Here is an 18,885-nt window from a genome sequence, read left to right as displayed (position 1 = left end):
TTGAAGGGTTAAGGCTCCCAGTAGACGACTGGGTTGATAGGCCAGATGTGGAAGCCCTGTAAGGGGTGGAGCTGACTGGTACTAATAGGCCGAGGGCTTGTCCTCAGTTGCTCGCGTCCACTGTGTTGGTTCTGAAATAACGAACGGCCGTGTTTTGTTCCGGTGTTGGTTAATTTCATAGTGTTTCGGTGGTCATTGCGTTAGGGAAACGCCCGGTTACATTCCGAACCCGGAAGCTAAGCCTTTCAGCGCCGATGGTACTGCAGGGGGGACCCTGTGGGAGAGTAGGACGCCGCCGAACAATTTTTCCGGGAAAGCCCCGCACCTTTTGGTGCGGGGCTTTTCTGCGTTCCAGGACCGATCAGCGGCCGTGCGCCTGTGCCACCCGTGTCACCGAGCCACCAGCGTGACCCGCGTGACCTGCGCGAACGAGGGGTGCCCGAGAGCCGCGACTCCGGCGGGCCGGGATTGTGAGCATCCCCGGATCCCGTGTATGGTTTACCTCGTTGCCACAGCGCAACGAGGCCCCAATAGCTCAGTCGGTAGAGCGTCTCCATGGTAAGGAGAAGGTCTGCGGTTCGATTCCGCATTGGGGCTCAGAAGAGAACGAAAGGCCCCCGCCACTGGCGGGGGCCTTTCGCGTTGAGAGTCAGACGCGGGGCGGTTCCGGGACGCGCATGGCCAGGATCGCCATGTCGTCCGAGGCCGGCTCCGCCGCGAAGCGTTCCACGGCCCGCAGAATGCGTGAGGCGACCGCTCCGGCCGTCAGGCCCGTACAGGTCGACAGGACGTCCGCGAGGCCGTCGTCGCCCAGCATGCGGCTTCCCTCGCGGCGTTCGGTGACGCCGTCCGTGACGCATAGCAGGACGTCGCCCGGGTTGAGGACGACCTCCTGCTCGTACAGGTCGAGGTCCTCGATGACGCCGAGCAGGGGCTGCGGTTCCGCGGCGGACTCGACGGAGCCGTCCTGGCGCAGGCGCAGCGGCAGCGGGTGGCCGGCGCAGACGACCTTCAGGAGGGCGCTGCCGTCCTCCTGGGGCCACAGCTCGCCGTACAGGAGGGTCAGGAAGCGGCTGCGGGCGCCCTCGTCGAGGATCGCCGCGTTGAGGCGCTCCAGGACCGCCGGACCGCCGAAGCCCTCGCGGGCCAGCAGGCGCAGCGCGTGGCGGGCGAGGCCCGTGACGGCGGCGGCCTCGGGCCCCGTGCCGCAGACGTCGCCGATGGCGAAGCCGTACGCCCCGTCGCTGATCGGGAAGACGTCGTAGAAGTCGCCGCCGACCTCGTTGCCCTCGCCGGCGGCGCGGTAGATGACCTCGATCTCGACGTTCGGCACGTCGGGGAGGCCCGGGGGCAGCAGGCTGCGCTGGAGGGACTGGCTGATCGCCATGCGCTCCGAGTACAGGCGGGCGTTGTCCAGGGCCAGGGCGGCCCGGCGGGAGAGGTCCTCGGCCAGTTCCAGGATCTCCTGGCGGAAGTGGTCGTCCGAGGGCTTCCCGAGCGTCAGCATGCCGATCACGCGGTTGCGGGCCACCAACGGAAGGACCACCGTCTCGCCGCCGACGGCCTGGGCCGTGGCGAGGATGGTGCGGGTGGCCGTGCTCATGCTCAGCGGCGCGTCGCGCTGCAGGCTGCGGGTCGAGGTGCTCAGCGCGGCACGGTGACCGGCCTCCGAGGGCGCGGCCCAGACACGGGCGCCCGGGGCCGGTACCGGATCCGGTGGGGCGATCTTGGAGAGCAGCGCCTTGAGCCCGTCGATGAGGTCCTCGTCCTCGTGGAGCACATAGGAGAGGTACGGCTCGGAGGACTGGTCCGCGATCGTGTAGACGGCGCACCAGGTGGCCAGCGTCGGAACCGTCATCTGGGCCATGAGCGCGAGGGTCTGGTCCCGGTCGAGCGTGCCGGCCAGCAGGTCGGAGGCCTCGACGAGGAAGGACAGGGAGCCGCGGCGCAGCCGTTCCAGCTCGCCGAGGCGGGCGGACTCCACGGCCAGCGCGATGCGGTCCGCCGCGAACTGGAGGCGCAGGGCCTCCTCGTTGGTGTAGCGCCCCGCCGCTTCCGCCGCGACGCCGAGGGAGCCGGTGAGGCGGCCCTCGACCTTCAGCGGGACCGTGACGACCGAGCGCATCCCGGTGTCGGTGAGCAGGGGCACGGCGCCGGGGACGGCGGTGAGGTCCTCGTGCACGGCCGGCATCCGGGCGGAGCCGTAGCGTCCCGTCCCGGCTTCCACGGGGACCCGGGCGAAGCGCTGGCGGGCCGAGGGGAGGCCCGTCGTGGCGCGGACCTCCAGCTCCGTCTCGTCGTCCGTGGCGAGGAGGAGGAACGCCGCGTCGGCGTCGAGCATGTCGCGTGCCCGCTCGACCGTCCGCTGGAGGAGGCCGTCGAGATCGTCGGGGGCCGGGGAGCCGATGAACACCTCGAACGGGTCCGCGGTGCGGTTGTCGGAGGAGGTGTCGGAGACCGGGGCGCGGACGGGGGACTGGAGCACGGCGCGCTCGTCGTCGCGGACGAGGAGGCAGACCGTGGAGGGTTCGCCGTCGGTGTCGCGGACCCGCAGGTGCGAGGAGTAGACGGCGATGGTCCGGCCGTCGGCGCCGCGGATTCCGTAGCTGCCCTCCCAGCGGGAGAGCTGGAGGGCGTCGGCGATGCCGGTGTTGGTCCCCGGGGTGTGCGGCCAGGCCACGAAGTCGGTGAACTGCTTTCCGGTGACCTGTTCCGCGGTGTGCCCGAAGACGTACGCGGCATCGTCGTTCCACGCGCTGATCGCGCCGGTGCTGTCGATCTGGACGACGGCGACCCGCACGCGCTGGTCGGTGACGGGGAGCAGCGAGGTGGGCAGGACCGGGCCGGCGGAGCGGATGCCCACGGGCCGGTCGGGCAGGTCCAGCTGGAACCAGACGTGCTTACGGGTGGGGGAGTATTCGACACCCCAGCGGGAGGCCAGTGCGGCGCAGAGCAGCAGACCGCGGCCGTTCTCGCGGTCGGGGCTGCCGAAGTCGAGTCCGTTGCTCTGGAGCGGGACCTCGCGTTCCGGATAGTGGTCGGCGACCTCGACACGTACGCCGTCCCCGCTGCGCAGGCACAGCACGTCGGCCGCCGTCCCCGCGTGCACGACGGCGTTGGTCACGAGCTCACTGGTGAGGACGACGGCGTCGTCGACGACATCGTTGTAGCCCCACCCCTGGAGCGTGTCCCGGACGAAGGCGCGGGCGGTCGCGACAGAGCGCCCGACCGGTTCGAAGGTGGCGGCCGCGCGCGCGGTGATCACAGCACTCCCCATATGGTGTCTCGTCGCTTCCCCGAGTCCTGTGCCCGTTTATCGCCGCTTCGATTCGCTTGCCAGGCTAGACGTTCGTCAAGGGTGCCGGTTACACGAGGGCCGAGTTCGGGACAGGACGGTCTTGTAGTGGTGCGCGGGCGCACAAGTATGGACTCCGGGTGCAAGGGATGGGGGGCAACCGGGACAGGTTGCCCGCCGACCGGTTCCGGCCTGGTACGTTGCCGTGATTTGACGTCCGCCCGGTCACCCGTTGACGGTGTGCTGTGGCGGTGAGCCAAAGTGGAACTGGGCAAGCTTCCTGATAGGCCCGAGTGAAACGGTCAACCCCTGCGGGAGGGACACGGTGGAGTCTGGCGTGGCGGCGCAGGGTTCGAAGGCGCGTACAAAAGGCGGACAGTCCGTGAAAAAGCAGCGCAATGGCACCGTCGAGGTCGACGCGGCAGCTCTGAACAGACTGCTCGCGGGACTCGTGGCGATGCGCGACGGCAACTTCCGCCGGCGGCTCACCGTCTCCGGCGACGGTGTGATGACGGAGATCTCCGCGGTCTTCAACGAGGTCGCCGACCGGAACCTTCATCTCACCGGTGAGCTGGCCCGTGTACGGCGCGTGGTGGGCCGGGAGGGGAAGCTCACGGAGCGGCTGGAGACGGGCGCCTGCGAGGGTTCCTGGGCCGCCGCGATCGACGCCTCCAACGAGCTCGTCGACGATCTCGCGCGACCGGTCTCCGAGGTGGGCCGGGTGCTGTCGGCGGTCGCCGACGGTGACCTGGAGCAGCGGATGGAGCTGCGGTCGCACACGACGGACGAGACGGTCCGGCCGCTGCGCGGCGAGTTCCTGAAGGTCGCCCGTACGGTCAACAACCTGGTCGACCAGCTGTCGGTCTTCACCGAGCAGGTGACCCGGGTCGCCGTCGAGGTGGGCACCGAGGGCAAGCTCGGGGGCCAGGCGCAGGTGCGTGGGATGTCCGGGTCCTGGAAGGACCTCACGGACTCCGTGAACACCATGGCGTACCGGCTGACGGCCCAGGTGCGGGACATCGCGCTGGTGACGACGGCGGTCGCCAAGGGCGATCTGTCGCGGAAGGTCACCGTCCATGTGGCCGGTGAGATGCTCCAGCTGAAGAACACCGTCAACACGATGGTCGACCAGTTGTCCTCGTTCTCCTCCGAGGTGACACGCGTCGCCCGTGAGGTGGGTACGGAGGGCGAGCTGGGCGGTCAGGCGACCGTGCCGGGCGTGGCGGGCGTGTGGAAGGACCTCACCGACTCCGTCAACACGATGGCGGGCAACCTCACCTCTCAGGTACGGGGTATCGCGGAGGTGACGACGGCGGTCGCCAGCGGTGACCTGACGCAGAAGGTCACGGTGAGCGCACGCGGCGAGGTCGCGCAGCTCGCCGAGACGATCAACCAGATGACCGAGACGCTGCGCACCTTCGCGGACGAAGTGACGCGGGTGGCGAGCGAGGTCGGTGGCGAGGGGTTGCTCGGCGGTCAGGCGCAGGTGCCGGGCGCGGCCGGGACGTGGAAGGACCTCACCGACTCGGTGAACACGGTCTTCCGGAATCTGACGACGCAGGTGCGCGACATCGCGCAGGTGACGACGGCGGTGGCCAGCGGCGACATGTCGCAGAAGGTCACGGTCGACGTGGCCGGGGAGATGCTGGAGCTGAAGAACACCGTCAACACGATGGTGGACCAGCTTCAGTCGTTCGGTTCCGAGGTGACCCGGGTGGCCCGGGAGGTCGGCGTCGAGGGCCGGCTCGGGGGCCAGGCCGAGGTGCCGGGAGCAGCGGGGACGTGGAAGGACCTCACCGACTCGGTGAACACCGCGTTCCGCAACCTGACCGGTCAGGTCCGGGACATCGCGCAGGTCACCACGGCGGTCGCGAACGGGGATCTGTCGCAGAAGGTCACCGTGAACGTGGCCGGGGAGATGCTGGAGCTGAAGAACACCGTCAACACGATGGTGGCGCAGCTGTCCAGCTTCGCCGACCAGGTGACGCGGATGGCCCGGGACGTGGGCACCGAGGGCCGCCTCGGCGGTCAGGCGCGCGTGGACGGTGTGTCGGGTACGTGGAAGGAACTCACGGACTCCGTCAACTTCATGGCCGGCAACCTCACCTCCCAGGTGAGGCAGATCGCGCAGGTGACGACGGCGGTGGCGCGGGGCGATCTGTCCCAGAAGATCGACGTGGACGCCCGGGGCGAGATCCTGGAGCTGAAGAACACCATCAACACGATGGTCGACCAGCTCTCCGCCTTCGCCGACCAGGTCACCAGGGTGGCCCGTGAGGTGGGTACGGACGGGCGTCTTGGTGGTCAGGCGCAGGTGCCCGGCGTGGCCGGAGTGTGGCGCGATCTCACCGATTCGGTGAACGGCATGGCGGGGAACCTCACCGCTCAGGTCCGTAACATCGCGCAGGTCGCCACGGCGGTGGCGCGCGGTGACCTGTCCCAGAAGATCGACGTGGACGCCCGGGGCGAGATCCTGGAGCTGAAGAACACCCTCAACACGATGGTGGACCAGCTGTCCAACTTCGCGGAGCAGGTGACGCGGGTCGCCCGCGAGGTGGGTACGGAGGGCATCCTCGGCGGTCAGGCCGAGGTCCAGGGTGTGTCCGGTACGTGGAAGGACCTCACCCAGTCCGTCAACGGCATGGCGAACAACCTGACCCTCCAGGTCCGCAACATCGCCGAGGTCACCACCGCGGTCGCCAAGGGCGATCTCTCCAAGAAGATCACCGTCGACGCCAAGGGCGAGATCCTCGAACTGGTCACGACCGTCAACACGATGGTCGATCAGCTGCTGAACTTCGCGGACGAGGTCTCACGCGTGGCCCGTGAGGTGGGTACCGAGGGCATCCTCGGCGGTCAGGCGCGGGTGCGCGGGGCGACCGGCATCTGGAAGGACCTCAGCGAGAACGTCAACCTGATGGCCAACAACCTGACCAGCCAGGTGCGCAACATCTCCCGGGTCTCCTCGGCGGTCGCCAACGGCGATCTGACGAAGAAGGTCACCGTGGAGGCGCGCGGCGAGGTCGCGGAGCTGGCCGACACCGTCAACACGATGGTGACGACGCTGTCCTCGTTCGCCGACGAGGTCACGCGGGTGGCCCGCGAAGTGGGTACGGAAGGCGAGCTGGGCGGTCAGGCGCGGGTGCCGGGAGTCGCCGGTACCTGGAAGGACCTCACCGAGTCCGTGAACTCGATGGCCTCCAACCTGACCGGCCAGGTGCGGCAGATCGCCACGGTCACCACCGCCATCGCCAAGGGCGACCTGACCAAGAAGATCGACATCGACGCGCGCGGTGAGATCCAGGAGCTGAAGAACACCATCAACACGATGGTCGACCAGCTGTCCTCGTTCGCGGAGCAGGTGACCCGGGTCGCCCGCGAGGTGGGCACCGAGGGACAGCTGGGCGGTCAGGCGCGGGTGCGGGACGTCGACGGCACCTGGCGCGACCTCACCGAGTCGGTGAACGAGATGGCCGGGAACCTGACCCGTCAGGTCCGCGCCATCGCGGCCGTCGCCACCGCGGTGACCCGCGGCGATCTGAACCTGAAGATCGACGTGGACGCGGCCGGCGAGATCCAGGTCCTCCAGGACAACATCAACACGATGATCGCGAACCTGCGCGACACCACCCTCGCCAACAAGGAGCAGGACTGGCTGAAGGGCAACCTGGCCCGGATCTCCGGTCTGATGCAGGGCCGCCGGGATCTGGACGACGTGGCCTCGCTGATCATGAGCGAGCTGACGCCGGTGGTCTCGGCGCAGCACGGTGCGTTCTTCCTGGCCATGACCGCGGGCGACTCGGACGAGGTGGGTCCGGACGAGGGCGCGGCCAGCGCGTACGAGCTGCGGATGCGGGGGAGTTACGGCTACTCGGCGGGTTCGATGCCGACCTCCTTCCGGCCCGGTGAGACGCTCATCGGGACGGCGGCCGAGGAGAAGCGGACGATCCAGGTGGACAACGTGCCACCGGGCTATCTGAAGATCTCCTCCGGGCTGGGAGAGGCCCCTCCGGCGCATGTGATCGTGCTGCCGGTGCTCTTCGAGGGCAAGGTCCTCGGCGTGATCGAGCTGGCCTCCTTCCAGCCGTTCACGCATATCCAGCGGGACTTCCTCAACCAGCTCGCCGAGATGATCGCGACGAGCGTGAACACGATCAGCGTCAACACCAAGACCGAGAAGCTCCTGGAGCAGTCGCAGGAGCTGACCGAGCAACTGCGTGATCGCTCGCAGGAGCTGGAGAACCGGCAGAAGGCCCTCCAGGCGTCCAACGCCGAACTGGAGGAGAAGGCCGAGCTGCTGGCCCAGCAGAACCGCGACATCGAGGTGAAGAACACCGAGATCGAGGAGGCGCGGCAGGTGCTGGAGGAGCGGGCCGAGCAGCTCGCGGTCTCGATGCGCTACAAGTCCGAGTTCCTGGCGAACATGTCGCACGAGCTGCGTACGCCGCTGAACTCGCTGCTGATCCTCGCCAAGTTGCTGGCGGACAACGCCGAGGGCAACCTCTCGCCGAAGCAGGTGGAGTTCGCCGAGACGATCCACGGGGCCGGCTCCGACCTGCTCCAGCTGATCAACGACATCCTCGACCTGTCGAAGGTCGAGGCGGGCAAGATGGACGTCAGCCCGACCAGGATCGCGCTGGTCCAGCTGGTCGACTACGTGGAGGCGACCTTCCGCCCGCTCACCGCGGAGAAGGGACTCGACTTCTCCGTACGGGTGTCGCCGGAGCTTCCCGCGACGCTGCACACCGACGAGCAGCGCCTGCTGCAGGTGCTGCGCAACCTGCTCTCCAACGCGGTGAAGTTCACCGACGGCGGTGCGGTGGAGCTGGTGATCCGGCCGGCCGGCGCCGATGTGCCCAACGCGATCCGCGAGCACCTGCTGGAGGCCGGTTCGCTGCGGGACGCGGACGCCGATCTGATCGCCTTCTCGGTCACCGACACCGGGATCGGGATCGCGTCCAGCAAGATGCTGGTGATCTTCGAGGCGTTCAAGCAGGCGGACGGCACGACGAGCCGGAAGTACGGCGGCACCGGCCTCGGTCTCTCGATCAGCCGGGAGATCGCACGGCTGCTCGGCGGCGAGATCCACGCGGCGAGCGAGCCGGGGCGCGGTTCCACCTTCACCCTGTACCTGCCGCTGCACCGGGCCGAACTGCCGCCCCAGGGCTACCCCGCGGTGGGTTCCGGTTCCGCCGAGGTGCTGGGCGGCGCGGGCGAGATGGGGCACGCGCAGTCCCCGCAGGGGCAGCCGGCCCCGTTCGGCGACCCGGCCAATTCCGCCGGGATGTTCCGGCGGCGGCGCAAGGCGCTGGGGGACGCGGCCCGCAGGCCCGCGCTGCCGACCGGCCGGACCGCGCCCGAGAGCTCCCCGCAGCAGGAGGAGTGGGTGCAGGCGCAGGGGAGCCAGGGCGAGAGCCAGGTGCAGGGCCAGCCGGCGGCGGAGGAGAGGGAGCCCCGGCGGACGTTCCGCTTCCGCGGTGAGAAGGTCCTCATCGTCGACGACGACATCCGCAACGTCTTCGCGCTCACCAGCGTGCTGGAGCAGCACGGACTGGCGGTGCTGTACGCGGAGAACGGCCGTGAGGGCATCGAAGTCCTGGAGCAGCACGACGATGTGACGGTCGTGCTGATGGACATCATGATGCCCGAGATGGACGGTTACGCGACGACGACCGCGATCCGTCGGATGCCGCAGTTCGCCGGGTTGCCGATCGTCGCGCTCACCGCGAAGGCCATGAAGGGCGACCGGGAGAAGGCCATCGATTGCGGGGCCTCCGACTATGTGACGAAGCCGGTCGACCCTGATCACTTGCTTGCGGTGATGGAGCAGTGGATGCACGGAGAGTGATCGGGATAGGAACAAATGAGCGTCATTTGTTGACCGACTGTGCTCGAACGGGTGTGAACTCGCCGTATTCGGGGAACCTTCTGGTCTCAAACCGCGTTTGGGGTATGTGCGCAGTGACATCGCGGTGACAGGGTGTGGTGACGGGCGGGGTGCGGCTACCATGACCGGCACAAGGACGGACGGCGTAAGGGAGTCGTCCCCTGGGGCGGCACCCGGTGCATTTCCGGGGCGAGGAGGACGGGCCATGGTGCAGAAGGCCAAGATCCTCCTGGTCGATGACCGGCCGGAGAATCTGCTGGCGCTGGAGGCCATCCTCTCTGCGCTCGATCAGACACTGGTCCGGGCATCGTCAGGGGAGGAGGCGCTCAAAGCGCTGCTCACGGACGACTTCGCGGTCATTCTGCTGGACGTCCAGATGCCGGGCATGGACGGTTTCGAGACAGCCGCGCACATCAAGCGGCGGGAGCGGACCCGGGACATCCCGATCATCTTCCTCACCGCGATCAACCACGGTCCGCATCACACCTTCCGCGGCTACGCGGCCGGTGCGGTGGACTACATCTCGAAGCCGTTCGACCCATGGGTCCTGCGGGCCAAGGTCTCGGTCTTCGTCGAGCTGTACATGAAGAACTGCAAGCTCCGCGAGCAGGCCGCGCTGCTGCGGCTCCAGTTGGAGGGCGACGGCCACACGGGCGGCGAGCGCGAGAAGGAGCCGGCCGGTCTGCTGGCCGAACTCTCCGCGCGGCTCGCGGCGGTCGAGGAGCAGGCCGAAGCGCTCTCCAAGCAGCTCGACGACGAATCCGCGGACGCCGCGGCGGTGGCCACCGCCGCCCACCTCGAACGCAAGCTGACCGGCCTGCGCCGAGCGCTCGACGCGCTGGAGCCGGGCACCGGCGGGGGTACGGGCGTGCTGCCCGCACAGAGCTGACGATTCCCGGCCCCTCCGGCTCGGCGTACGCCGGCCGCTGCCGTGAGGCGGCGTCAGTTCCCGGCCCCCCGAAGGCGACACGGTCGGGTGAACCAGTAGGCGAACGTATTCACGGGCGACGACAGCGGTAACCTCGGCACCATGGCCTCACGTACGTCCGGCAAGGGTTCCCAGGGCGCGGCGGGCGCCGCGAAGCGCGTCGGCCGTACCCCGGGCCCGGCGAAGAAAGCCGCGCCCGTCAAGAAGACCGCACCCAAGAAGTCGGCTGCTCCCGCGAAGAAGGCTCCCGCGAAGAGGGCGGCGGTCAAGAAGCCCGCGCCCAAACCGGCGCCGTCCCCCACCGGAGGCGTCTACCGGCTGGTGCGGGCGGTCTGGCTCGGGGCGGCGCACGGCGTCGGCGCGCTGTTCCGCTCGATAGGGCGTGGAGCCAAGGGACTTGACCCCGCCCACCGCAAGGACGGGCTCGCCCTGCTGCTGCTCGGCCTGGCGCTGATCGTCGCCGCGGGCACTTGGTCCAACCTCCAGGGACCGGTCGGCGACCTGGTCGAGATGCTGGTGACCGGGGCCTTCGGCCGGCTCGATCTGCTCGCGCCGATACTGCTGGGCGCGATCGCGGTGCGGCTGATCCTGTACCCGGAGCGACCCGACGCCAACGGCCGTATCGTCATCGGACTCTCCGCCCTGGTCATCGGAGTCCTCGGCCAGGTCCACATCGCCGTGGGGTCGCCGGGCCGGGCCGATGGCACCGAGGCGATGCAGGACGCGGGCGGGCTGATCGGCTGGGCCACCTCCAAGCCGCTGATCTTCATGATGGGCGAGGTGCTCGCGGTACCGCTGCTGGTGCTGCTGACCGTGTTCGGGCTCCTCGTCGTCACCGCCACCCCGGTCAACGCCATTCCGCAGCGGCTGCGTCAGCTCGGTGTCCGCCTCGGCATCGTGGAACCGGCGCCCGAGGCCCGCGAGGGGTACGAGGACGACGACGAGCGCTACGACGAGCAGTGGCGCGAGGCGCTGCCCGAGCGGACCCGGAGGCGTGGCACGCGGCGCCCGGACGCGGACCCCGTCCACGACCACGACGACGCGGAGGCGGCAGCGCTCACCAAGCGCAGGAGGCCCCGCAGGCCCTCCGCGCAGCCCGCTATGAACCGTCCGCTGGACGCGGTGGACGTCGCCGCGGCCGCTGCCGCCGCGCTCGACGGGGCCGTGCTCAACGGCATGCCGCCCTCGCCGGTCGTCGCCGACCTGACCCAGGGCGTCTCCGCGGACCGGGAGCGCACCGGGACGCCCGTCCCCGGGGCCCGGGAGGCGGAGCGGGACGGCGCGGGGAAGGCCGGGGCAGGGCGCGGGCAGGACCGGTCCGGTGACCGGGACGACGCGACCGGCCGCGACACCTCCGGCCGGTCCGGCGCCGTCCCCGACCTGACCAAGCCCGCACCGGAGCGTTCCGAGGGCCTGCCCGCCCGCGCCGAGCAGCTCCAGCTGTCCGGCGACATCACGTACTCGCTGCCCTCGCTCGACCTGCTGGAGCGCGGCGGACCGGGCAAGACCCGCAGCGCCGCCAACGACGTGGTCGTCGCCTCGCTGACCAATGTCTTCTCCGAGTTCAAGGTCGACGCCGCGGTCACCGGGTTCACCCGGGGCCCGACCGTCACCCGCTACGAGATCGAGCTCGGCCCCGCGGTGAAGGTCGAGAAGATCACGGCACTGGCCAAGAACATCGCGTACGCCGTGGCGAGCCCGGACGTGCGGATCATCTCGCCGATCCCGGGCAAGTCCGCCGTCGGCATCGAGATCCCCAACTCCGACCGCGAGATGGTCAACCTCGGTGACGTGCTGCGCCTCGCGGACGCGGCCGAGGACGACCACCCGATGCTCGTGGCGCTCGGCAAGAACGTCGAGGGCGGCTACGAGATGGCCAACCTCGCCAAGATGCCGCACGTCCTGGTCGCCGGTGCCACCGGCTCCGGCAAGTCCTCGTGCATCAACTGTCTGATCACCTCGGTCATGGTGCGGGCCACCCCGGACGACGTGCGGATGGTCCTCGTCGACCCCAAGCGCGTCGAGCTGACCGCGTACGAGGGCATCCCTCACCTCATCACCCCGATCATCACCAACCCCAAGAAGGCCGCCGAGGCGCTCCAGTGGGTCGTGCGGGAGATGGACCTGCGCTACGACGACCTCGCCAACTTCGGCTACCGGCACATCGACGACTTCAACCACGCGGTGCGCAACGGCAAGTGCAAGGCGCCCGAGGGCAGTGAGCGGGAGCTGTCCCCGTACCCGTACCTGCTGGTGATCGTCGACGAGCTGGCCGACCTCATGATGGTGGCCCCGCGCGACGTCGAGGACTCGATCGTCCGCATCACCCAGCTGGCCCGAGCGGCCGGCATCCACCTGGTGCTCGCCACCCAGCGGCCCTCGGTCGACGTGGTGACCGGTCTGATCAAGGCCAACGTCCCCTCCCGGCTCGCCTTCGCCACCTCCTCCCTCGCCGACAGCCGCGTCATCCTCGACCAGCCCGGAGCCGAGAAGCTCATCGGCAAGGGCGACGGGCTCTTCCTCCCGATGGGCGCCAACAAACCCACCCGTATGCAGGGAGCGTTCGTCACCGAGGACGAGGTCGCCGCCGTCGTCCAGCACTGCAAGGACCAGATGGCCCCGGTCTTCCGGGACGACGTCGTGGTGGGGACGAAACAGAAGAAGGAGATCGACGAGGACATCGGCGACGACCTGGACCTGCTCTGCCAGGCCGCCGAACTGGTCGTCTCCACCCAGTTCGGATCGACCTCGATGCTCCAGCGCAAGCTCCGGGTCGGCTTCGCGAAGGCGGGCCGCCTGATGGACCTGATGGAGTCCCGCAACATCGTCGGACCCAGCGAGGGCTCCAAGGCGCGCGACGTCATGGTGAAACCCGACGAGCTCGACGGGGTGTTGGCCGTCATCCGCGGGGAATCCGCTCCGTAAAGGTTTTGTGGGCAACCGTTTCGTACGGTCGTACGTCCAGTTGAAGGGAGGGACGGAACCATGCTCCTCCCCGCGGCTCGCTCCGTCGTCACCTCATCCGTACTCCCACCCCGTTCGGCCCACTACAGGTTGACCAGTCCTCGATCGGGGCTGTGCTCCGCCCCCGCTCCGCACCGGAGCCGGCGGCGGGGCCGTCCGGCGAACCCGATGGCGTACAAAGTCGTCCCTCCCGGTTGCCCCTCCCTTTCGTACCCCCCCTAGACTGAACATCCAGCAGGTGGCTCACGCTCGAAAGGCACCCCCGTGTCCATCGGCAACTCCCCCGAAGACGACCGGCCTTCGATCGGTCGTGCCCTTCAGCAGGCTCGAATCGCCGCGGCTCTGACGGTCGAGGAAGTCAGCAGCTCCACCCGGGTGCGCATCCCCATCGTGCACGCGATCGAGCAGGACGACTTCTCCCGCTGCGGCGGCGACGTCTACGCCCGCGGCCACATCCGCACGCTCGCCCGTGCCGTCGGCCTCGATCCGGAACCGCTGGTCGAGGAGTACGACGCCGATCACGGCGGCCGTCCCGCACCGACCCCCGCGGCTCCGCTCTTCGAAGCGGAACGCATCCGCTCCGAACCCCGGCGGCCCAACTGGACCGCCGCCATGGTCGCGGCCATCGTCGCCGTCATCGGGTTCGTCGGCTTCACGCTCTTCAGCGGCGAGGACGAACCCTCGAACACCGCACAGATCGCGGAGGGCTCCAAGCCCGACAAGACCGCGGCCAAGCCCACCGCCACCAAGCCCTCCGACCCCAAGCCCGTGCCCTCCGAGAGCGCCATCGCCGCCGCCCCCCGGGACAAGGTGACGGTCAAGCTCAGCGCGGACCGGGGCAAGAGCTGGATCTCGGCCAAGGATCACAACGGACGGCTGCTCTTCGACGGGCTGCTGCTCCAGGGCGAGTCCAAGACCTTCCAGGACAAGGAGCGCATCGACCTCGTCCTCGGCGACGCCGGGGCGATCGAGCTCTTCGTCAACGGCAAGCAGGTCGAGGACCGCTTCGGTCCGGGCCAGGTCGAACGGCTCTCCTACACCAAGGGCGACCCCGAGGCCGGCTGATCCGCCACCCTCGGTATCCGTACCGCGTCCCCGACGGGCGTCCGGCCTCGTGCCGGGCGCCCGTCGGCGTTCCCCCGCCCTGTTCGCCTGCTACGGGGAGTAACAGCGGCAGGGGCAGGCAACCCTGCACGGCAGGGGGGCCGCCGGAACGAAGTAGTCTTGAGTCCATGCCCGAACGCCGTACCGTCGCCCTTGTCACTCTTGGATGCGCCCGTAACGAGGTGGACTCGGAGGAGCTTGCAGGCCGCTTGGCAGCGGACGGCTGGGACCTCGTCGAGGATGCCTCCGACGCGGATGTCGCAGTCGTCAACACCTGTGGGTTCGTCGAAGCCGCCAAGAAGGACTCCGTCGACGCCCTGCTCGAAGCCAACGATCTGAAGGATCAGGGCCGCACCCAGGCCGTCGTCGCCGTCGGCTGCATGGCCGAGCGCTACGGCAAGGACCTCGCCGAGGCCCTCCCGGAGGCGGACGGTGTCCTCGGATTCGATGACTACGCCGACATCTCCGACCGGCTCCAGACCATCCTCAACGGCGGCATCCACGCCTCGCACACCCCGCGCGACCGCCGCAAGCTGCTGCCGATCAGCCCCGCCGAGCGGCAGGACGCCGCCGTGGCACTGCCCGGCCACGCCCAGGAGACGCCCGCCCCCGCGCCCGAGGACCTCCCCGAGGGGGTCGCACCGGTCTCCGGGCCGCGGGCGCCGCTGCGCCGCAGGCTCGGCACCAGCCCCGTCGCCTCGGTGAAGCTCGCCTCCGGCTGCGACCGCCGCTGCTCCTTCTGCGCCATCCCCTCCTTCCGCGGCTCGTTCATCTCGCGGCGCCCCTCGGACGTGCTCCAGGAGACCCGCTGGCTGGCCGAACAGGGCGTCAAGGAGGTCATGCTCGTCTCCGAGAACAACACCTCCTACGGCAAGGACCTCGGCGACATCCGCCTCCTGGAGACCCTGCTGCCCGAGCTGGCCGACGTGGACGGCATCGAGCGGGTCCGGGTCAGCTACCTCCAGCCCGCCGAGATGCGCCCGGGCCTCATCGACGTCCTCACCTCGACGCCGAAGGTCGCCCCGTACTTCGACCTCTCCTTCCAGCACTCCGCCCCCGGCGTGCTGCGCGCGATGCGCCGCTTCGGCGACACCGACCGCTTCCTGGAGCTTCTGGACACCATCCGGAGCAAGGCCCCCCAGGCCGGTGCCCGCTCCAACTTCATCGTCGGTTTCCCCGGCGAGACCGAGGCGGACCTCGCCGAGCTGGAACGCTTCCTCACCGGCGCCCGCCTCGACGCGATCGGCGTCTTCGGGTACTCGGACGAGGAGGGCACCGAGGCGGTCGGCTACGAGAACAAGCTCGACGCCGACACCATCGCGGAGCGCCTCGCCCACATCTCCCAGCTGGCCGAGGAGCTGACCTCGCAGCGGGCCGAGGAGCGCGTCGGCGAGACCCTCCAGGTGCTGGTGGAGTCCGTGGAGTCGGAGGAGGACGGCGAGGTCGCGATCGGGCGCGCGGCGCACCAGGCCCCCGAAACGGATGGCCAGGTGGTCTTCACCACACGCGAGGGACTCGTGCCGGGCCTTATGGTCGAGGCGAAGGCAGTGGGCACCGAGGGCGTCGACCTGGTGGCCGAACACCATGAGCTTGCGGAGGTAGCCAGATGACCGGAGTCCCGGCATCCGCGGCAGGCGGCTCCGGCGCGAAGCCGGTCCGCGGCGGCAAGCTGGGCACTGCGGCCGTCAACCAGGCCAGCCTGTGGAACATCGCCAACATCCTGACCATGGTGCGGCTGCTGCTCGTGCCCGGGTTCGTCCTGCTGCTGTTCCACGACGGCGGATACGACCCGGTCTGGCGCGCCTTCGCCTGGGCGGCCTTCGCCGTCGCGATGATCACCGACCTGTTCGACGGTCATCTGGCGCGCGCGTACAACCTGGTCACGGACTTCGGGAAGATCGCCGACCCGATCGCCGACAAAGCGATCATGGGCGCCGCGCTGGTCTCCTTGTCCGTCCTGGGCGATCTGCCGTGGTGGATCACCGGGGTGATCCTCGCCCGTGAGCTGGGCATCACGCTGATGCGGTTCTGGGTCATCCGGCACGCGGTGATCCCGGCCAGCAGAGGCGGCAAGCTGAAGACGCTCGCGCAGGGGACGGCCGCCGGGATGTACGTCCTGGTGCTCACCGGGCCCCTGGCGACCTTGCGCTTCTGGGTGATGATGGTCGCCGTCGTGCTGACGGTCGTCACCGGACTCGATTACGTACGTCAAGCCGTCGTCCTGCGTCGCCAGGGCCTCGCCGCCGAGCGCGTCGCCGCGGCCGAGCGGGCCGCGGAGGCCCTTCGGACCGCCGCCGTCACCGCTGCCGACGCCGGTCCGGCCGCCGGGGCCGCGGCCGGCGCGAAGGACGTACGCGGTACCGCCGAGGCGCGCGACGCCGCGGAGGCCGAGCGGTGACAGCCGCTGCCCGGGTGCTCCGGCTTCTCGGAGCGCGGGGCGAGACGCTCGCCGTCGCCGAATCGCTGACGGGCGGCCTCGTCGCCGCCGACCTGACCTCCATACCCGGCGCCTCCCGGTCCTTCCGCGGATCGGTGACGGCTTACGCCACCCCCCTGAAGCGGGACGTCCTGGGCGTCGACGGGGGCCTGCTGGCGGAACGCGGAGCCGTGGACCCCGAGGTCGCGCTGCAGATGGCGGCCGGTGTGCGCCGGGTCCTCGACGCGGACTGGGGCCTCTCCACCACGGGAGTCGCGGGACCGGAACCACAGGACGGGCAGCCGGTCGGCACGGTCTACGTCGCCGTGGCCGGACCCTCCGGCGTCGAGAAAGTGACGGCTCTGCGGTTGAATGGTGAGAGGGCGGATATCCGTAGTGAGAGTGTGCGAGGCGCCCTCGAACTGCTCGCAGGCGAACTCGGTGAGAATGCGCGGGCACAGGATACGGAACAGAACGGGGGGAATTGATGTTTGCAGCCCTGAGTGAACACGACATCGCTCCCCGCACAGCCGCAGCACAAGGCGGTACGGTAGGGCGTGAAGGATGCGGCTACGCGGTCCGAGGAGGGAGCCACCGATGATTCTGCTCCGTCGCCTGCTGGGTGACGTGCTGCGTCGGCAGCGCCAGCGCCAAGGCCGTACTCTGCGCGAAGTCTCCTCGTCCGCCCGGGTCTCGCTCGGTTATCTCTCCGAGGTGGAGCGGGGGCAGAAGGAGGCATCCTCCGAGCTGCTCTCCGCGATTTGCGACGCGCTTGACGTACGGATGTCCGAGCTCATGCGTGAAGTGAGTGACGAGCTCTCGCTCGCTGAGCTGGCCGAGTCGGCAGCTGCCAGTGATCCGGTCCCAGTACCGGTTCGTCCCATGCTCAACTCCGTCTCCGTCTCGTCGGTCGCAGGTGTGCCGTCGGGCCGGGTGACCATCAAGGCGCCCGCGGAAGCGGTGGACGTCGTCGCCGCCTGATCCACGCGGCACAGTTGCTCGACCGGAGTCCCGGTCGGCCCCCACCGGGGTCGGCCGGGACTTTCGCGTTCGACCTCCACGTGGCCGTCGGGTCCACCGTGTGGCCGGGCAGTCGCGTGCCTCATACAGGTGTGAGCCCTCGGCGGGTGGGCAGACGGAGGACAAGGCCCGCATGACCGTTTTGCTTTATATGTGCCATCGTGGGTGATGCACCGAGACGGTCAGCGAAACGGCTGACGGATGGGAGTAGCGCACATGTCTGTGGTCAAGAGCACGTTGTCCGAGAGCGATCTCAAGGTCGTGGGAACGGCGCTGCAGGGCGCTCTGGTCGACCTCGTCGACCTCTCCCTGGTGGCCAAGCAGGTCCATTGGAACGTGGTCGGTCCACGCTTCCGTTCCGTACACCTTCAGCTCGACGACGTCGTCGTCACGGCCAGGCAGCACTCCGACACGGTCGCCGAGCGCGCCTCGGCGGTCGGGGTCAACCCGGACGGGCGCTCCGGCACGGTGGCCAAGGAGACCGCCATCGCGTCCGTGCCCGAGGGCTGGATCAAGGACACCGACGCCGTGCGGATCCTGGTGGACGCGCTGGGCGTGGTCATCGGCCGGATGCGGGAGCGCATCGAGGCGACCGACGCACCTGATCCGATCACCCAGGACCTGCTGATCGGGCTGACGGCGGAGCTCGAGAAGCACGCCTGGATGTTCCAGGCGGAGAGCGCCTGAACCGGCGCCCGACCGACGACCGCGATAGACCCGAGACGACCGCGATACGACCCGAGCGGAAGGAGCGACATCATGAGCGACGGATCCATGGACAAGCTGAAGGGCAAGGGCAAGGAAGCTGTCGGCAAACTGACCGGCGACCGCCGCAAGGAGGCCGAGGGCAAGGCCGATCAGGCCAAGGGTGGGGCCAAGGACGCGGCGGGCGGAGTCGGCGAACGCGCCAAGGGCGTGAAGGACTCCCTCCGCCGGGACGACGACAAGTAGTCCTGAGTCTGACGACTGCGACGTAGTCCTGAGTCTGACGACGACAAGGCAGTCCTGAGCCTTCGGAGCCACTGCCCCAGGGTTCGAGTGCCCCCGCCGATTCGGCGGGGGCACTCCTGTGTGGGTGAACCCTCGGCCGGGCGTTCTGGATGCACCGCCGCCGCTGCCAGGGGAAACTGCCGGAAAGGACGTCGGCCGCGGGAGGCAGCGGATGATACGGCGATGGGTGCCGGCGCTGGTTCTCGGCGGACTGTGGTGGTGGGCGGTGCTCCGGCTGGTGCTTCGTCCGGAACAGGCGGGGCTGGTGGAGGGGGCTGTGG

General features: G+C 69.4%; 11 protein-coding genes, 1 tRNA gene and 2 rRNA genes. 13 read left to right on the top strand and 1 reads right to left on the bottom strand.

Translation table 11 applies throughout. From position 1 onward, the window contains the following. The 3 genes from HET64_RS22925 to HET64_RS22915 form a co-directional block, all read left to right on the top strand. A 23S ribosomal RNA gene (locus HET64_RS22925) occupies positions 1–105 on the top strand; the annotation flags it as partial. 79 nt (positions 106–184) lie between these two features. Continuing rightward, positions 185–301 (top strand): 5S ribosomal RNA (gene rrf, locus HET64_RS22920). Between the two features lie 223 nt (positions 302–524). After that, positions 525–597: transfer RNA gene (locus HET64_RS22915), tRNA-Thr, on the top strand. A gap of 52 nt (positions 598–649) precedes the next feature. On the opposite strand, the gene HET64_RS22910 is transcribed toward HET64_RS22915, so the two are convergent. Continuing rightward, the gene (locus HET64_RS22910; protein ID WP_215108445.1) at positions 650–3,277 is read right to left on the bottom strand and encodes a SpoIIE family protein phosphatase; all 2,628 of its coding nucleotides are present in this window, start codon (positions 3,275–3,277) and stop codon (positions 650–652) included. A gap of 400 nt (positions 3,278–3,677) precedes the next feature. On the opposite strand from HET64_RS22910, the gene HET64_RS22905 reads away from it, so the two are divergent. The 10 genes from HET64_RS22905 (at position 3,678) to HET64_RS22860 (ending at position 18,565) form a co-directional block, all read left to right on the top strand. Then, entirely contained in the window at positions 3,678–9,143 is a 5,466-nt protein-coding gene (locus HET64_RS22905; RefSeq protein ID WP_215108443.1) for a HAMP domain-containing protein, read from the top strand. A gap of 244 nt (positions 9,144–9,387) precedes the next feature. Next, positions 9,388–10,071, top strand: coding sequence for a two-component system response regulator (locus tag HET64_RS22900; RefSeq protein WP_215108441.1), 684 nt, complete (start codon positions 9,388–9,390; stop codon positions 10,069–10,071). Positions 10,072–10,212: 141 nt separating this feature from the next. Continuing rightward, a complete protein-coding gene (locus HET64_RS22895; RefSeq protein WP_215108439.1) occupies positions 10,213–13,035 on the top strand; it encodes a DNA translocase FtsK in 2,823 nt (940 codons plus the stop codon). A gap of 303 nt (positions 13,036–13,338) precedes the next feature. Continuing rightward, positions 13,339–14,139 carry a helix-turn-helix domain-containing protein gene (locus HET64_RS22890; RefSeq protein ID WP_007458786.1) on the top strand — a complete coding sequence of 267 codons (801 nt, stop codon included), beginning with the start codon at positions 13,339–13,341 and terminating at the stop codon, positions 14,137–14,139. Between the two features lie 167 nt (positions 14,140–14,306). Then, positions 14,307–15,788, top strand: a complete 1,482-nt coding sequence (gene rimO, locus HET64_RS22885) for a 30S ribosomal protein S12 methylthiotransferase RimO (RefSeq protein WP_215108437.1) — start codon at positions 14,307–14,309, stop codon at positions 15,786–15,788. After that, positions 15,785–16,576, top strand: a complete 792-nt coding sequence (gene pgsA, locus HET64_RS22880; protein WP_215108435.1) for a CDP-diacylglycerol--glycerol-3-phosphate 3-phosphatidyltransferase — start codon at positions 15,785–15,787, stop codon at positions 16,574–16,576. Before rimO ends, pgsA begins: the two co-directional genes overlap by 4 nt. Then, entirely contained in the window at positions 16,573–17,082 is a 510-nt protein-coding gene (locus tag HET64_RS22875) for a CinA family protein (RefSeq protein ID WP_215108433.1), read from the top strand. The genes pgsA and HET64_RS22875 overlap by 4 nt, the downstream gene beginning before the upstream one ends. Positions 17,083–17,191: 109 nt before the next feature. Beyond that, a complete protein-coding gene (locus HET64_RS22870; protein ID WP_003965837.1) occupies positions 17,192–17,575 on the top strand; it encodes a helix-turn-helix domain-containing protein in 384 nt (127 codons plus the stop codon). A 255-nt stretch (positions 17,576–17,830) separates the two neighbouring features. Then, on the top strand, positions 17,831–18,301 hold the full coding sequence (locus HET64_RS22865; protein ID WP_215108431.1) for a Dps family protein: 471 nt from the start codon (positions 17,831–17,833) through the stop codon (positions 18,299–18,301). A 72-nt stretch (positions 18,302–18,373) separates the two neighbouring features. Then, a complete protein-coding gene (locus HET64_RS22860; protein ID WP_215108429.1) occupies positions 18,374–18,565 on the top strand; it encodes a CsbD family protein in 192 nt (63 codons plus the stop codon). Positions 18,566–18,885 lie beyond the last annotated feature (320 nt).

It is taken from the genome of Streptomyces sp. McG3 (genome assembly GCF_018619185.1).
GTDB lineage: Bacteria > Actinomycetota > Actinomycetes > Streptomycetales > Streptomycetaceae > Streptomyces.
Note: the sequence above shows the minus strand (reverse complement) of the source record. Positions and strands in the feature narration are given on the sequence as shown.

What these genes read in the sequence shown, in the direction of transcription:
- HET64_RS22910 (WP_215108445.1), bottom strand. Translation starts at nt 3,277, where the DNA reads ATGGGGAGTGCTGTGATCACCGCGCGCGCGGCCGCCACCTTCGAACCG.
- HET64_RS22900 (WP_215108441.1), top strand. Translation starts at nt 9,388, where the DNA reads ATGGTGCAGAAGGCCAAGATCCTCCTGGTCGATGACCGGCCGGAGAAT.
- HET64_RS22895 (WP_215108439.1), top strand. Translation starts at nt 10,213, where the DNA reads ATGGCCTCACGTACGTCCGGCAAGGGTTCCCAGGGCGCGGCGGGCGCC.
- rimO (WP_215108437.1), top strand. Translation starts at nt 14,307, where the DNA reads ATGCCCGAACGCCGTACCGTCGCCCTTGTCACTCTTGGATGCGCCCGT.
- pgsA (WP_215108435.1), top strand. Translation starts at nt 15,785, where the DNA reads ATGACCGGAGTCCCGGCATCCGCGGCAGGCGGCTCCGGCGCGAAGCCG.
- HET64_RS22870 (WP_003965837.1), top strand. Translation starts at nt 17,192, where the DNA reads ATGATTCTGCTCCGTCGCCTGCTGGGTGACGTGCTGCGTCGGCAGCGC.
- HET64_RS22865 (WP_215108431.1), top strand. Translation starts at nt 17,831, where the DNA reads ATGTCTGTGGTCAAGAGCACGTTGTCCGAGAGCGATCTCAAGGTCGTG.
- HET64_RS22860 (WP_215108429.1), top strand. Translation starts at nt 18,374, where the DNA reads ATGAGCGACGGATCCATGGACAAGCTGAAGGGCAAGGGCAAGGAAGCT.